At 55.0% G+C, this 16,992-nt stretch carries 10 protein-coding genes; 5 read left to right on the top strand and 5 right to left on the bottom strand.

The features are described 5' to 3' along the window. Window positions 1-104 precede the first annotated feature (104 nt). From BUA93_RS00655 to BUA93_RS00640, 5 genes are all read left to right on the top strand, one after another. Window positions 105-1,754 carry a glycosyl hydrolase gene (locus BUA93_RS00655; protein ID WP_072976543.1) on the top strand — a complete coding sequence of 550 codons (1,650 nt, stop codon included), beginning with the start codon at window positions 105-107 and terminating at the stop codon, window positions 1,752-1,754. 107 nt (window positions 1,755-1,861) lie between these two features. After that, complete coding sequence (locus BUA93_RS00650; RefSeq protein ID WP_254793785.1) at window positions 1,862-3,244, top strand: SGNH/GDSL hydrolase family protein; 1,383 nt, start codon at window positions 1,862-1,864, stop codon at window positions 3,242-3,244. Between the two features lie 176 nt (window positions 3,245-3,420). Beyond that, on the top strand, window positions 3,421-4,140 hold the full coding sequence (locus BUA93_RS16475; RefSeq protein WP_254793784.1) for a formylglycine-generating enzyme family protein: 720 nt from the start codon (window positions 3,421-3,423) through the stop codon (window positions 4,138-4,140). Beyond that, window positions 4,094-5,335 carry a formylglycine-generating enzyme family protein gene (locus BUA93_RS16470; protein ID WP_254793783.1) on the top strand — a complete coding sequence of 414 codons (1,242 nt, stop codon included), beginning with the start codon at window positions 4,094-4,096 and terminating at the stop codon, window positions 5,333-5,335. Before BUA93_RS16475 ends, BUA93_RS16470 begins: the two co-directional genes overlap by 47 nt. Next, window positions 5,335-6,369, top strand: coding sequence for a histidine phosphatase family protein (locus BUA93_RS00640; RefSeq protein WP_072976541.1), 1,035 nt, complete (start codon window positions 5,335-5,337; stop codon window positions 6,367-6,369). The genes BUA93_RS16470 and BUA93_RS00640 overlap by 1 nt, the downstream gene beginning before the upstream one ends. A 3-nt stretch (window positions 6,370-6,372) precedes the next feature. Here BUA93_RS00640 and BUA93_RS00635 read toward each other — a convergent pair whose 3' ends face one another. From BUA93_RS00635 to BUA93_RS00610, 5 genes are all read right to left on the bottom strand, one after another. Beyond that, window positions 6,373-8,139, bottom strand: coding sequence for an Ig-like domain-containing protein (locus tag BUA93_RS00635; RefSeq protein ID WP_254793782.1), 1,767 nt, complete (start codon window positions 8,137-8,139; stop codon window positions 6,373-6,375). Window positions 8,140-8,180: 41 nt separating this feature from the next. Then, entirely contained in the window at window positions 8,181-10,850 is a 2,670-nt protein-coding gene (locus BUA93_RS00630) for a hypothetical protein (protein ID WP_072976539.1), read from the bottom strand. 105 nt (window positions 10,851-10,955) lie between these two features. Then, window positions 10,956-13,202 (bottom strand): family 43 glycosylhydrolase, encoded by a 2,247-nt coding sequence (locus tag BUA93_RS00620; RefSeq protein WP_175547341.1) that lies wholly within the window; start codon window positions 13,200-13,202, stop codon window positions 10,956-10,958. A gap of 12 nt (window positions 13,203-13,214) precedes the next feature. Then, window positions 13,215-14,873: a right-handed parallel beta-helix repeat-containing protein gene (locus BUA93_RS00615; RefSeq protein ID WP_254793781.1), complete on the bottom strand. Its 1,659-nt coding sequence runs from the start codon at window positions 14,871-14,873 to the stop codon at window positions 13,215-13,217. Window positions 14,874-14,889: 16 nt separating this feature from the next. Continuing rightward, window positions 14,890-16,719 (bottom strand): glycosyl hydrolase 53 family protein, encoded by a 1,830-nt coding sequence (locus BUA93_RS00610; RefSeq protein WP_072976538.1) that lies wholly within the window; start codon window positions 16,717-16,719, stop codon window positions 14,890-14,892. Window positions 16,720-16,992: the final 273 nt, after the last annotated feature.

The following is a 16,992-nucleotide window of genomic DNA, read 5'->3' as shown; positions in this document are numbered from 1 at the left end:
TTACAGGCATGTTGACATTTTTGTCCACACCAAACCTAAAAAAATGACCCCCTATTTATTTATAAGCATAGATTTAGGGTATAATGGTGTATCAAGGAGTTTGAATGTTTAAAAGAAATACAGCCGTTTTTCTCGCGGCAACCCTCGCAACCACAGCTTTCGCCACCAAGTACGAAGCCGAATCGGCAACCGTATCTAGCGAAGCAAAAATTGTCAACAGCAGTGGCGTCTCTGGCACAGGGTACGCAAGCCTCCAGGAAGGCAGCATTTCCTTCACAGGTGTCACCGCCGAAACCGCTGGCAAGTACACACTCACTATCCATTACAAGGCGGGAGATTACAAGGCGAATTACCTCAAGGTGAATGGTGCCACCGCAGGCACAATCGACTTTGCGGCAACAACCGGATGGGCGGATGTCACAACGGCCGTCACGCTCAAGGCGGGTACAAACACCATCGCCATCGAGAAGTTCTGGGGATGGATCGACGTCGACTACATCGACATTTCTGCCTACGAATCCGCTCCCTTCAAGCTTTCTGCGACCCCGGTTACCCCGAACGCGACCGAAAGCGCCGTGAAGCTCTACAGTTTCTTACGAGAAAACTTCGGCAAAAAGACGATTAGCGGCATTATGACTGGCGACATGACCGGATACACGCTGGGCGCCGACTTCAAGACCCACGACGACGTGAAGTACATCTATACACGCACGGGCAAGTACCCGGCGCTCGTCGGTCTCGACTTCCTTTTCGCAACTGGCCCGAACGCGTCTCAAGGCTGGAACATGGAATACACCGACAAGGCGATTTCCATTGCAAAAGGCCTTTGGAAGGCTGGCGGCATCCCCGCATTCACTTGGCACTGGAAAGACCCGCTCGACAAGAAGGACGCCTTCTACATCCAGAGTGCGGCAGGGACCAACGAATATACGGACTTCGACTTCTCTACGGGTTTCAAGCCCGGCACCACCGAATGGGACACCGAAAGTGCAGCCTACAAGGGAATCGTCGCCGACATCGACCATATTGCCGACTACTTCCTCGAATTGCAGAAAGAAGGTGTTGCGGGCATTTTCCGCCCCCTGCACGAAGCGGGCGGCAAGTGGTTCTGGTGGAGCATCAATTCGGGCGAGCAGTTCGCGGCCCTCTACCGCCTGGTATTTGACCGCATGGTGAAGGTCAAGGGAGTGAAGAACATGATTTGGGTATTCAACCCAGAAGGTTCTACCGTCTCCTCCTGGGATCCGGGCAGCGAATACTACGATGTGCTCTCCATCGACATATACAACAGCGCAAATGACCATTCCAGCAACGCGAGCGCCTTCGACAAGTTCAAGAGCGCCTCGAACGGCACGAAGATCATTGCACTCAGCGAAAACGGGCCCATTCCCGATGTGAACAACATGCACACCGACGAAGCCGTATGGAGCTGGTGGATGCCGTGGTACAGCACCTGGAGCGGAACCTGGCCCGGCCAAACGAAGGATGCCGTGTGGAAGAGCAATATGGACGACGAACGTGTTATTTCGCTCGAAGACATGCCCGGTTGGGACCAATACAAGCCCAAGCAGGACACTTCGACGACGCGTCTTGCAAAGGTGTCGCCATTCTATGGTTCTGCAACAACAACCGGCATTTTTGACATGAACGGCCATTACGTGGGAATTTCTACGCAAGGACTTCCGCAGGGTCGCTACATCGTGCGTCAAAGAATCCAGGGACGCAACTTGAATGCGGTATACATCAAAAAATAACTATTGAGTCGGTTTCAACGAATTTTTGCAGGCGACGCAAAAAAAATGAATACACAGCGGGGTTGGAGTTTATTTTTGGAGCGTCGCTTTTTTGAATTGGAGTGTTCATGGGTTGTTTTACTTTAAAAATGGCGAACACAACCGCCGCTTTTTTGTTATGCGGAATGTGCGCCTCTTACGGGATTACCCCGAACAAGTTGGTTTCTGGCGGTTTGCCGGCTCATACAGGAGCCACAACGACAGATTATCTGACGGACGGTTACTTGACCAACTGGAAGAGTAGCAGCGCCAAGGAAATCGCGTTGAACGTGGGCGAAGGCCCCAAAAAGCTCTTGATCAACTGGGAATCGTTCGGCGATTGCGCCTGGGCGACCGACTTCACGAGCAATTGTGGACACGCAGGCGTCGCTCTCTCGAATTTCAAGATTTTGACCTCGGCGAATTCCACCGACGGCACCGACGGTGACTGGGAAGTGGCCGCCACCATCCAGGATAACCCCGTGATGGCACGCGGTGTAACCATCGACTTTGCAGGCAAATCCTGGTTCAAGTTCGCAAGCGAAGGCGATGTGGGCCAGATTCTTGAAATTGAAGCCTTCGACATGAGCAATGGCGGCACCGACACCTGGTTCTTTATGGGAACAAGCATCAGCCAGATGGGAATCAAGCAACAGGACACCGATTCCACCACGGCGCAGCTCATCCACGCACGATTCCCCGAATACACGCCCGCCATGTTGCGCGGAGGCATCGGCTGCATCAACAGCAGCGAAGTCGTGGAACACCTGAACGAATACCTGGCATACGCCGGCAACGTCAAGTTCTGGGCAATCGAAATGGGCACGAACGACGCCTGGGGCGGTGGCGATTGGAACCTCGATACGTACAAGAAGAACATGCAGACGATTATCGATTCTGCAAAGGCTCACGGAATCACCCCGATTCTCGCCCGCATTATAGCAACCGATTCCGCCAAGGCGGGTTGGCAGATTAATCCGGCATTTTTGACAGCCGTAGATAAGCTTGTCGAAGACAACAATCTGCCTGCAGGCCCCGATTTTTACGCCTACTTCAAAGAACATCCGGAACAGCTCGCCAGCGACGGTGTTCACCCGAATGGCGAAACCAAGGGCGGGCAAGCCATGCACCACTTGTGGGCCGAAGCGCTCGCTCCCTTGTACGCTGCAGGTGACACCGCATGTAAAGACTGTTCCACAGAGCCCGATAGCTCCGACGCGATAAATACGGCGAAAAATCTGAAGTTTAACACAAATCGAATTTACGCGCAAGGTAAAAATATCGTTGTCGAGGGAAATTTCCTAAACGAATCCCACGTCACCCTCGTTTCTGCAACGGGGCAAGTCATTTCCCAAAAGGTGCTCTCACAGAATCACGGACAAGTACAATTTGAAAACCTTCCGACGGGCCAGTACATAGCAATCATCCGAGGCAAAAATGCGGTCCAGACAAGTACCGTACAAGTAAAGTAAAAACGCAAATCTTCTTAAACCAAACAAAGAGGGGCCCTGAACGGGGAGCTTCTTTTGACAAGCGTACATTTCGTGTGGACACATTTGTCCACAGTAAAATATTTTGTACATATTTTTTCTTATAGCTTAAGCTTATATTGAAATTGGTTACGGATGCTTACTCGATGGAGGTGCGTATGCACAAGATTTCCTCGGGTGTTATAGCGGTTACCTTTATCGCTGGGATGTTTGTAGGTTGCTCGGAATCGCCCGAAAGTGGGTTAACTCCCCCCGCCGAGGGCGATTCCTCAGCAACGATTCCTCCGGATTCGTCAAACGCTGATTCACCTCAAGGAATCAGCTCCGGAGCAGTTGTTGACGACTCTAGCACCTATTCATCGAGCGGATTCCTTACCGCAAGCTCATCAGACAACGTTTTAGCCATTTCATCCTCTTCAGATGAGCTCGCAACCCATTCCTGCTCATCGAGCGGAACTGAATTCTCATATATTGCACCCGCAAATTTTACCGATACCGTAAACGGCGTCTTATTTGACATGGTTCATGTTCCGGGAGGTTCGTACACACGCGGGTGCGACAACTGCGCCGAACAAGACAAAATTTACGAGACTCCCGCGCACAAGGTAACCGTCAGCGACTACTTTGCCGCCAAAACCGAAGTCACGGTCAGCCAATGGAACGCCGTCATGGGCGGCAAGAAAAACGCGTGGGAATCGGGAAACGCTCCCAAAATAGGTGTAAGCTGGTTTGACGCGAACAATTTCGCTTGCAAATTAGGGAAATTGACAGGCAGGCAATACCGCCTGCTCACTGATGCCGAATGGGAATTTGCCGCTCGCGGAGGTAAGGATGGGATTGCCGACGGCTTCAAATTCTCAGGAGGCAACGCCCATTGACGATGTCGCCTGGTATTCCGAAAACAGCGGCGGCAAGGCACACGATGTCGCCACCAAAAAGCCTAACAAACTCGGACTCTACGACATGAGCGGCAATTCTTGGGAATGGGTGTACGACTGGCTCGTAGGCTACACCGCAGACGACAAAGTCAACCCGGTACAGCTCACGGGTTCCGGCAACAAGACACGACGTGGCGGCAGTTACGGCGAACCCGCCGAATTCGCTCGGGTGAGCCGCCGGGCCATCCGTAGCCGCGACGGTGCTGCCGATATGGGATTTAGGCTAGGGGCCTCTACCGAACTTCCGCCGGGAATGATCAGCGCCTGCGAAGCGGCGAACCCGAGCGACGCGGTTTGTGTCGGAGATAAAAACCGCGACTGCCGCCTCATTACCGCAGCCGACGAAGCCTGGATCAGCGATGACTACACCGTTGTCATCGGCGAAGACGGAATTGCAGCCGTTTCAGGATTCCCGAACGTTTCTGGACAATGGTACACGCTCAACAACCGCAGTTTCAACGTGGTCACCAAAACCGGAACCAAAACGTACGCCTACTATGTGTTCAGCCAAGATGAACTCACCATGATCAGTGACGACGGCATTCCCTACCGACTGTACCGCCGTGCTGCAAGCGAAGCTAAGAACAAGGTAAGCCTTACGACCGTAAGCAACCCGAAAACATTGGAACAGTTGATCGCCGCCGTGGAACCCGAGCGCCTCGTGACAGACGAACAGCTCGCCCACCCCGACACAAGCGTGCGCGACCCGCGTATTGCTGCCGCAAGTGGATACACCTGGTTCTTTGACGGGCGCTGTTGCGGAGGCAACCACAAGTACCGATTCCACCTCGACAAGAATGGGGACGCCGAATTCGTAGTGATGGATTACGACGACACGCACCACGAGAACATTCTCGCAAAGGGCCGCTGGTTCACCGTGGGTAACATCGGGCTTCACATCGTGCTGAACGGGAAATACTTCAACTACCTTTACACCGCTGGCGAACGCACCATGAGCTACAGCGAATACATGCCAGCAGGCCCCATTTTCTGCCACATTTCATTCCAAAGTTATGAACGAGGCGATTTCCGCATATTCAACAAGACCCTTTACGATGACAAAATCAAACGTCCCCGCGGCTTCAACGGCGAAAATCCGGTTTACGAAGCCGGAGATTATCAGTGGGGGTCATAATGCGCACGCACCTTTTCATCTTTGCCGCCGCATGTATTGCTGCACTCACGGCATGCAACGACAAAGCTTCTAGCCCCGATATTGAATCAGCTTCGTCCGACGAATCTTCCAATCACTCCTGGATACCCGAGTCATCGTCCGAGCAAGATTCTCCGGAATGGTCGTCTTCGAGCATTCCGCCGTACTCTTCTAGCGAACATATTCTACAAGCTCTGTCTTCGTCCGCAGAACCATATGTCGACTATTCCTCTTCAATCGAGGAATCCTCTTCGTCAGAAGTCATTGAACCCTCTCCGGAAATCGTTTTGGACAAAGATGGCTTTGCTACCGTCGCCGATGTCTACAAGAGTCTCGCGCCCGACGAAAAGGCCGTTTTTATCATTCGCCATTCCGAACGTGAAGACGACGTGGCATTGGAAACCGAACTCACCACAAACGGAATCCAGATGGCACAGGATCTAGGGGCCACCCTCAAAAGCGAAGAAGAATTCTCGTACGTCACTTCGGGATTCGTGCGCACGAACGAAACCGCAAACCAAATTTCGAAAGGTCGCGGCGAAGCAACTCTCCCGAAACTCATCACGAATTACGACATTACTGGCAATTGGTTCTTGAAAATTTCGGCCGACTCTCTCGCAAAGCAAGCGACCGCGCTCGGCCTAAAGGGCAGTTCAATCGAACTGATGGCTCGCTGGGCATACGAAGGCGGATACCCAGAAACATTTTACGAAATGGAGCCCCGCGCACAAGAATTCATGCAAGCGGTCATCCTGAAAAATTTATCCAAGTGGAAACGCGTTACCATCATGGTATCGCACGACATCTTCGTGATGCCACTCGCCGTTTTCGGTTCGCAGAAAAAGGTCGCCCTCAAGTATCACGAGGATTACCATTGGATAAATTATATCGCGGGGCTAGCCGTTATTATAGACGCACAAAATAACTTGCGCTACATTCCCGTAAAGGGCGCAGAATCCGGCGTCATCGACTATCTAGCTATCTATATGGCCGAGCATAAGATTTACACCAAATAGAACCTAGAACATCACCCTGTAAGGGATCTGCCTGTCGAAACGGCGGCCCTTCAGGTCGCGGTATTCCTTATGCGTAGCCCCGCGCATGTCGGCAGGGCGTGCACGACGAAGGTCCCGTATCACGGTTGTCGAATCCTTTGCCGTAGAATCGCCCGCGACGATGGACGTCGTGTCGGTCGCGGAGGTATCGCGTGCAGTCGTGTCCTGCGGCTGCACGGTCGAAGTATCTGCGCCGGCAGATTTTTCCACCAGCACCTCAACGCGGCCCGTATATTCGGTATTGTCGTTGCCCTTCACGGTGTACTTGAACGAGGCAAGCCCGCTGAAATTCGCCTTGGGCGCAAACCTTACCGTATAGCCGTCACCCGCAAGTTCCACACTTCCGTTCTCCGCAGCAGACACGCTGTAAGTCGGCGACACATCCTTGAACCCGCGCGTAATCGTGCGCAGGTCAAAATCGAGGGACTTGCCGCCCGCAGCCGTCGCATGCATGGCGCCCAGCCAGTTGATATACTTCTCGATGCGCACGTAGCCATCGCGTTCCTTGGTCATCGTGTCATCTTTCGACTTGTCATAACCCATCGCTTCTTCGAAGTAATCCGGCATGCCGTCCTTGTCAGAATCGGTCGCGGCCTTCCCCGCAATCACCTCTCCCCAGCCGTTATTGGTTTTGATTCCCATGGCACCAACGCTTTTCACCAAGGCTCCTTCTTTCCCAAGTGTCCCCACCTGGCGCCATATCAGGGAATCAATATCGTCATACAGGAGCACGCCGCTCTGCGACGTCACGTAGCGCCACGCACTTGCCGCACTGAGCATCGGGCCCGATGTCGTAAGTTCGCTCCAGGGTTTCGCCAGTTCCTCGCCCACGCCCTGATAATAATAAATACTCGAAGGCCCGCCGTTCAGTTTTCCATCGCGGTCCGTATCGATCATGTTGCCGCTGGCGTAGATGCTCTGGTTCTTGTCCACCTGGAACCACGGGTTACTCCCCTTCGGTCCATAGACAAAGTAATTGTTCACGATGTCGTGATTGAAGTGCGTGCTCGTATGCGTTGTGTAGCCCGCCTCAAAATTGTAGAGGATGTTGTTCACGAACACGTCGTTAATCTTGTCCAGCGGGTTTCGGTTGTGCGTGTTCACGAAGGCGTTGTAGTACCACGCCCAGGTTCCGTCCACCGATTCGATATGCGCACCGAACTGCTGTCCGATGGGGTTTGCAATCAACGAGTTCTGCACCGTAATGCCCGCGACACGATAGCTCGCATTGTCCGAAGAACCGCCGAAGTTATTCCATGGCGCAAGTTCCACCGAGCAGTGGTCCACAATCACGTTCTTCGCATCGTAAAGGTTGAGCGCATCGTCCTTTTCGGACGCAGTATTTTCGCCCGGACGGATTCGCAGGTAGCGGATGATGATGTTGCTCTGCTTGCCGGTACTGAGCTTGCCACCGTGAATGGCGATTCCCTCGCCCGGAGCCGTCTGCCCCGCGATGGTAATGTTGCTCTTGATGGAAACCGCCGTCTTGATGTTGATGATGCCACCCACGTCAAAGACCACAATGCGGTTGCCCTGGCTCACCGCATCGCGAAAAGAACCCGCACCATCATCGTTCAGGTTCGTCACGTGATAAACGCTGCCGCCACGACCACCCGTAACCTGCGCGCCAAAACCCAGCGCCTCCGGGAAAGCCAGCGGCTCGGCACCCGCCCCGATAAAACCAAACACTGTTAGGCAAAGCGCCGAAACTGCCGTTTTTGTACCAAACATTCCCATAATCGACCATCCTTTCATCTTATTATACTAAAAATTTATCGCGTCAGGTAAAAGCCCCTATGTTTTCGCTGCTTCAAGAGACGTCCCTGCGTGTCGTAAATGCGTCCAAGGCCATTTAGATGCTTTCTCTGCGCACGCGGCCTTAACGATGTTGTCGTAGAATCTCCTGTCGCAGTCGTATCGCCCGCGACAACAGATGTCGTATCGTTTTCATCCTGTTCGCCCTGCGAGGCGTTCAAGGCTAGGCCCTGCGTCACGCCGATGTAGCGGCTAAAGGTATCGCCCGCATTGTCCTTGAGCGTAAACTGCACGTAGTCCGCACCTGCAAAGTTTTCGGCGAGTTTCACCGCCAACTTGGAACCGCTCACGGTCGCCGTCACGCCGCTCGGGGCCGACACGGTGTAGGTTCCGCCGTCGTAACCGCGGGTAAACTGCGAAAGGTCTATCACTTGGGTTTCGCCCTTCGCGAAGGTGTAGTGCGCGCGGGCCATCCATTCCAGGTAGCGTTCCAATTCCGTCCAGCCATCGCCCAGGCGGTCCCTGTTCGCTTCGCTAAAGTCACCGCTCTTCGACTTCGGATTGTACCCGTACATATTTTCCCACCAGTCAGGGAGCCCGTCCAAATCGCTGTCGTAGTCGTCGGCCCGGATTTCGCTCGGGTAAGGCTCCCAGCCCTTGATGTTCGCCGTATCCTTCACGTCGGTTTCGCGGTCGGGAATGCCCGCCATGCCGCCCACGGAGCCCTTCATGCTGTAGGTTCCGTTCTTGGTTTCGTTTATCACGCGGGTGTCGTGATTGTCAAGTACAGGCATGCGTTGGCCCACATCGCTCAGCACATCCTTGTAGGCGGCCTTCGCGCTCTGGACAGTCGCATACGAGGCAAAGAAGGGCTTGCTGTTCCAGGGTTCCCAATCCAGCACCTGCCCGCCGGAAAGCGAATACTCGCGACCGCAATTGTCGTTGGTGCCGTCGCAGGTGAACTTGCCGCCCGCAGCCTCGAGAACGTTGTTGTGGTAGTAATACGCCTGCGAGCCTTTGCCCGTACCTTCGAACTGTGCGCGCAAAGTATAGCCGTGCAAGGTGGTTGCAGCACCCTCCTTGTAGTAATTGCCCACGAAGTTCACCTCGTGCGCACCGCCATCGGTCACGCGGCTCACCCAGTTATAGACAACGTTGTTGAATATGTCAAGGCGGCCCGCATAGTAGCCGTTCCCGTCGAGGCCACCGCCCAGGCTCCAGTTGCGGCCCGCATTATGCGCAAGCAGGTTGTGGTGGAAGCTGCCGATATCGCCGCCGATAGTCGCCGCATACCCGTGTCCCGTCCCGACAGGGTAATTCTGGTGGTCCGCAATGTTCAGCGCTTCCGAAATCAGCGTGCGCTGCAGCGTAAGGTTCTTGCCGCCTCGGCTACTGAAGGCTTCGTCAATCGTCCAGCTGATGCTCGCATGGTCCAATATGCTGTGGTCGCCGCCGGTGAGCCCCATGCCGTCGTAAGTGGCACCGTAACCCAAGCGCACGCGCATGAAGCGGATGACCATGTCCTTGCCCGTGAACCCGATGGGAGCGCTCTTGATGGTAATTCCCTTGCCGGGAGCCGTCTGCCCCGCAATCGTCACATAATCCTGATTGCAGACCAAACGCGATTTCAGTTGGATCATTCCCGACACCTTGAACACGACGGTACGCGGGCCAATTTCTGCCGTGCACGCCTCGCGCAAGGAGCCTGCACCGTCATCGTTCAGGTTCGTCACGTACACTACCTTGCCGCCGCGCCCGCCGACCGCATTGCGACCGTAACCTTCGGCACCTTCGAACGCGACGCGGCCCGGCTTGAACGACCAGACATTCCCTGCCGTAACCGTTCCGTTCGCATCGACCTCATCTACGCGCCAGTAGTAAGTCTGGAGCGGAGTCGTGCCGCTCACCTTATACGAACTGCCGGATTGTTCACCCATGTAAACCGCAGTGCTCGAGGGCGTTGCCGCAAGCACAGCCGCCGAATCCGTCCCGAAATAGACGCGATGCTTTACGGCCGACTTCGCCGCCGTCCACGAAAGCGTCAGCGCTCCGTTTTCGTGCGATGCGTGATAATCCAAATCTGCAGGCGAAGGGCCAGTTGCCTGCGCCGCCGCATTGGGCACGTTCAGTTCAAAGCCGTTCAGGGTAACCGTTCCCGTATTCAGTTTTATCGCGGTCGAAGCGCCCGTCCCGCCCACATTAAAAGTCACGTAGGCAATCGCCGCCTCGCCTGTCGAGAGCGCACGATTCGTGGGCTTGACCGACGCCTGCTTCGAGTTGTTCACATAGACATCGATGCTGTTGCTTACCGCCGTCCCATCGACATTGTTCAGGTACAAAAGGAGGCTGTGCGTCCCTGCCGCAAGATTCGAGAAGGTGAGCGTAATCGCCCCGCCGCCTTCGACCATCACGCCGTCGCACACAAGGCGCGCATAGCTCGGGGACTGCACCCCGGCCTTGTACCAGTTGGCCTTGAGGTTCGCGCTTCCGGCGACATTCACCTTCACGCCCGAAAGCGTCGTATCTTTCGAAGCGACACCCGAAACCACCCAGGGCACGTAATTCGGTTCCGTAACCTCGCTCGAATTGCGGCCGCTCATGTCAAAATCGACCTTGATGACGGGCGATGCGGCAAAGGCAAGCGCCGCCGAGAGGCCCAATACGCGAATAGAGTTCAAACATCCCATACATAACTCCTTTCTGCCCACAAAAATACCCTCGCATTTGCTCCGGGGGTAGGGTAAAAGAAATTTCCAGTTGTCCGCGGACTACGGCGGGCACCTACGGTGCTGCTACTTTGCGAATGTGGGTTGCACTGCCTTGCGGTTGCCAGCACGCAGGACGTTTACCGCACGGCCGTTCACGTAGAACCGCTTGCCCGTGCGGGCCTTGGATACTTCTGCAGGGGCAACCTTGCGCAGTACGGTCGTACCGGAGTCTGCCCGCACGAACTCAATCTTGTCGATATTCGGGGCACCGTCTTCCGTGAGCGACGCAATTTCCAGGGCGTTTACGCCGGCAGGAATCTTGAGCGTCAATTCCGCATCGTTCCATGAGGTCCATCCGCCCGTCGGTTCCAAGTCCAGCTTTTCTACCAGAACCTTGCCGTTTACCGAAATGCTTACGGGGCGGTTCGCACTCCCGCCGTTCGCGAAAGTCAACTTGACCTTGCGTTCATCGCCTTCAGGCAGGCAAAGTGCAAACGTAATCGAGGAACCCACCGCATTGTCCAGGTTCGCGTAGCCCTTGCCCGAAAAGCCTTCGTGCTTGTCCTCGAAAAGCGTCTGCTTGAATACGGTATTTTCTGCTTCGTACCTGAGCGAATCCTTGCCCACGAACTTGAATGCAGCTCCAAGATTCACATTCTTGCCGAGACTTGCCACAACGTATTCCTTATCGAGCCCGCTTGCATCTCCGCTCCAGCCCGCAAATTCCCAGCCGTCCAGAGGTGTCGCGGTAAATGTGACGTTCGAGCCCTCGGGAATTTCCGTGCCGGCAATATTCTGGGCAATCGTCCCGCCAATTCCGGCATCGAGCGACACCTTGTAGCTCTTGCCCGACTTGATAAGTTCGATATCGTCGACGGCAATCCACTGGCTAGAAGAGCCCGCCGTGCTAAACCCGATGGTTATCTTCCCGTTCGTCACGGTGATGTTTTCCACCACCTTCTTCGTCCAGTTGCCTGCTGCCGCGGCAATAGACACGTTCTGCTCGCTGCTGCCGAAATCCTTCGCGAACATCTTCGCGGAACTCTGCCCGCCACTACCCTGCACGTAGGCGCTCAGGGTGTACTTCCCGTTGGGCACCGTCAATGTCTGCGTGAGCGTCTTGCTGTCCGTCAGGTAGAGCCCCCAGCGGCCCGTGCGTTTCTTGGATGTGGAATTAATGTTGTTGGCATCGGCCTTGTCCAGTTTCCAGCCCGTCAAGGTCGTCTGGCCCACGCGATCCGCCTCGAATGTCGGATTCAGGCAATAGTTATTGCCCGCGCCCACGCTCCACGTGCCTTCCTTCACGTTGATGTTCCACTCGCTCAGGGAATGGAACACGGGTTTGCCCGTCTCGAAAGAAATAGGCAGCCACTGGTTATAACCGAGGCCATTCCCTGCGAAATCGCTCCAGCGATCACCCGCGTTCACCACAAACGAACCCTTCGAGCCCTTCACCATGACAAAGAACCCGGTCTGCGTCACGTGACTAAAGTCGTGCTGCGTTCCTTCAAGTACAAACTCTTCGCTGTAGGGGCCCAGGATGTTTGTCGCCGACATGCAATACGTCTGCGAGGTATTCCAGCCGTGCAAATCAGAAGAGCAGAAGTAGTAAACGCCGTTCTGCTTGAACATGGCATTCCCTTCGCGGCCACCCACACGGCTCTTGTGGATATTCACCGTCCTGGAACCGTCAATCGCCAAGAAATCCGATTCTCGGAGCGGCGCTACATACAAGTTAGTACGCCCCTTCACGTTAGACGCAATCACGTACGCCTTGCCGTCATCATCCTGGAAAAGCGTCTGGTCGCCAGTATTATTGTTCACGAAGAACGTCATCTCGCTTTCGGGCTGCACGCGCGCGAACTTGAACGGCCCCGTAGGGGAATCGCTGGTAGCAAAATACTCGCCGAATTCCCAGCTCGGGCTTGCCCCCTGGCCCGCGAGCACATACTTCTTGCTCTTCGCATTGTACACGACGCCAATGCGCCCGAACCATCCACCGCCCGCTTCGCTCGGCTTCAGCACGATTCCCTCGAATTTCCAGTTGACCAAATCCTTCGAGGAATAGCAGGTGACGCCCGCAAATCCGGTATCGTCGTTTTTCTTGGTGGGGTTCGCCGCGTATGTAACGGCGCCGTTGTACTTGACTCCGTACCAGTAGAACGTATCGCCCACCTGGAGCACGCCACCGCCCTGCGAATAGATAAAGTTGCCGTCCGTATCTTTCCAGAAACGGTCATTTACGATAGTCTGCGCCGTAGCCGTAGCGGCAAGGGATGCGACAAGCAATCCCCCGGCAAGCGCCGTCTTGAATAAACTCATCTTTTTCATAAAACACCCCCGTTATTTTGAATAAGTCCTGATTCTCGAAGCCTCGCAACCACCTGCACGCAGGGCATTCACCGAGCGGCCGTTCACGTAGAACAGGCGTCCCGGCTGTTGCATGTTCGACCTGCGTTGCGGAAGCGGGCGCACAAACGTCGTCGAATCACCCACAGAAATTTCCGTAGAATCCGCAGTCGTATCGACCGGCGCAACCGACGTATCGACCGGAACGACAATCGGCGTTACAGCAGTATCCTTCGGCGTGGTATCGACCGGCACTATAACAGGCGACACATAGCCATATTCGTACGCACCCAAATCCGGAGCCTTGCCCTCGTACTTGAGCCCCACATTCACGCCCTTGTCAATCATCTGGCTATTTTTCGCAAGCTTCAGGAAGTCGATATCCGGAAGGCTACCGTCGGCCTGGCGCGGGCCGAATGCACCGCCGAGAGGCCCGAGTTCCTTGCCCGTCACGGTCATGCTCGGGTCCGACACACTCACGAAATCCGATTCCTTCGGGGTAATGTTCAGGTTCCAGGTGTTGTATTCGCCCGCCGCATATTCGCCGCCAATGTAGGCCGTCTTGTTCGGGAAGGCGATATTATTCTTCATCACGTGAGCCTTGTTGCCCTTGAGCACGACACCGTCGGTGCGCTTGTCGTTTGCATCCCAGGTGCTCGCCCACATGTTGAACGCCGTGCCGTTCATGTAGGCCGTATTGTTGAACCAGTCGTTACCGCCGCTGCTGTGGTTTGCGTAAAAGCCCGACGCCTTGTTTTTCCAGGCGACGCAGTTGCGGATGGTATGGCGCACACCCGTCTTGCTGCTCCCCGCCTTGAAACCGTTGCCGTTGCCGTCCTTCGGCTTGCCAGTACCGTAATTGCTGTAGCCGTGGCCCATCGCCCAGCTGTTCTCGATAACTACCGGGAATTCCTGACTGATAAAATCCCAGCCGTCGTCGCTGTTCCACCAGGCACGGCAACCGATGAACTTTGTCGTATCGCCACCAGTTTGGTAATGCACGCCAAAACCGTCGGCATTCTGGCCGTCTCCCTGGCGTCCGTTGGGGTCGTAGTTGTCGTGACTGTCGCAGTTCAAGAACAAATGTCCGCCGCCGCTTCCCGAGCCCCTCTCGTTTACGAAGAATCCCGAACCGCCGTTGTGGTGACTATCGATCAGTTCCAAGAAAATATGCTTACTGCGGGACACGTACACGCCCACATTCGATTCGCCCTTCATGGGAACGTTCTTGACTTCGAGCCCCTTCAGGTGCAAGTACTGCGCCTGAATGAGGATACCCGAAGTGTACCTTACGTTGTTCGAACCGTTGGCAATCGGCATCTTGCTGAAGTCAATGACCGGCTTTTCGCCCGGATACGCGAGGTAATGAATGCGCTTGTTGTCGCTTGAACCGCTCTTGGTCAGGTGAATGCCCGCGAACATGTTGTCGTTTTTCACATACGACGTATCCGTATGCAGGTAGGTTCCGCCGCGAATCCACACGGTATCGCCCGCGTTCACCACGGAATTCGCCTTGTTGATGGTCGCAAACGGGCTATCCTTCGTTCCCTTATTCGTATTCTTGCCATCGGGGGCCACGTAGTAGGTCGCCCCGAAAGTCTCCGCGGCAGCCAAGGCAATCACGGCCGCACACAACACGCGCTTCATTTTCATACCTCGCCTCATCCTGTTACTTTGTATATACCCTGATTCTTGACGCGCGGTTCTTCAATGCACCCGCAGAACGCCCGTTCACCAGGAAGTTCCGGCCACCGTTACGGAGCGTATTGCTACGCACAGGGATCCGCTGGAGTACCGTCGTGCCGCTGTCGCCCACCGCCGAGTCGCCAGGATTGACGGGGATTACCGCATTCTTATTCACGAACTCGATGCGGTCGATATTCGGGCCGCCATCCTTCGTGAGTGAGGCGATGGTAATGGCGCTTGCACCCGCAGGCAACCTGAGCGTCACCACGCTAGAATCCCACGATTCCCAGGCACCCGTCGATTCGAAGTCCACCGATTCCACCTGCACCTTGCCATTCACCGCAACACTTACCGGGCGGTTTGCCGTAGAGCCGTTCGCAAAGACAATCTTCACGTCCTTATCACCCTCGTCGGCAGCAACCACGGAAAGCGTCAGCGAAGAACCCACCTCGTTATCGAGATTCGCGTAGCCCTTGCCCGAAAAGCCCTCGTGCGTCGACTCGAGAACCGTCTTGTTGAACACGCCGTTTTCCGCTTCGTACTTGAGCGAATCCTTGCCCACGAACTTGAAGGTCGCGCCCAGGTTCACATCCTTGCCGAGACTTGCCACCGTGTATTCCTTGCCGTTACCCGTATTGTCGCCGGTCCACGCCACAAATTCCCAGCCCTCCTGCGGAACGGCCGTAAAGGTCACCTTGCTCCCTTCGGCAATTTCACTACCCTCGATGCTCTGCGCAATCGATCCGCCGTAAGCGACCGTCGTCTTCACGTTGTACTTCTTTACGGCCTTGCCGACCTGCACCCAGTCCGGGAGCGTCGCGTTGTATTTTTTCGCGATATCGCGCAGTTCCCTAAGGCGCGCATTCGCCGTGTATTTCTGGCCGTCGCGATCAAACATCGGCTTGTTGCTGTAGCGGGTCGGCTCCCACACGAAGGTTCCCCAGCCCAGGTCGCCAAATTCATAGAACACCGAGTTCACGAGGGCCGTACGTTCGCCCGTATATTCGCAGCTCAGCACCGCCTTCTTGTTCTTGACCACGAGCCCGAACATATCGCGCCAATCCTGCCCGTTGTTCGTGGTGCCGTAGGTGGAACCGCAAATGGCATCGTAGTCAATATTCGCGTGAATCTTGCTGTACCAATCCGCGAAGCCCTTCTCGGGGCGCGGCTGACCATGCTGCATCACAATCTTGATAGAAGGATCCGTCTCGCGCACCGCACGCACACCCGAATTGATGATGTTCGCGAAGTCCGCCGTCTTGCTCAGCGAAACGCCCGCCACCCTCGAGTTAATTTCGTTACCCACCTGCACCATGTCGGGGCGAAGTCCCGCCTTCATGAGCGCATCCATGGTCGTCTTCACGTGGTTATAGGCGAGCTTGCCCATCTCGGCATTGCTCTTGCCCGCCCAAGAGGCCGGAACATCCTGGTGACCGATGGAAGCCCACGTGTCGCTCATGTGGAAATCGAGGAAGAACCCCATGTTGTGCGCCTTGATGCGCTTGGCGAGCGCGATGGTATGCTCCAGGTCGCACCAACACACGTTAGAATTCGCGCCCGAGTAGCTGTTCTTCGCGTAGCCGATGCACGAATTCACGAAGGTGCGCACGCGGATAAAGTTGATTCCGTGATTCTGCAGGATATCAAAGAGATCCTGCTGCTTGCCGTTATCGTAGTATTTCGCCCCCAGCGACTCGTCTTCGAGCACCCACGAGACATCGACACCCACGATATACGGGCGCGCAAGCGCCGCAACCGCCACGGCACCCAAGACCAGCGCCGTTTTCCTGATGATTTTTCCCAATCCAAACATCCTTCACTCCTTTGATTTTAGTTTATCGCTATCTTGTTTACGGCTTTTTCAAATTTTGTTGTACTATAAATTGTACTACAATTTTCTATAAATATAACTCTTTTTACTACAAAGCGTACTATATTTTTTGAAAAATTTTAAAATTGGCGATTTTGGGCGAAAAACGAGAATATTCTTTGGAGTACAAGCTCAATCTCACCCGTAAACAAGTCCGAGTGCGATGGCGAGCAGGCTAAGAACCGCAATCTGCTTGACGATGGCGAAATTTTCATG

Origin of the sequence: Fibrobacter sp. UWH4, assembly GCF_900142475.1 — a bacterium.
In the GTDB taxonomy this organism is placed as follows: Bacteria; Fibrobacterota; Fibrobacteria; order Fibrobacterales; family Fibrobacteraceae; genus Fibrobacter.
This window is presented reverse-complemented; position numbering and strand designations above follow the sequence as displayed.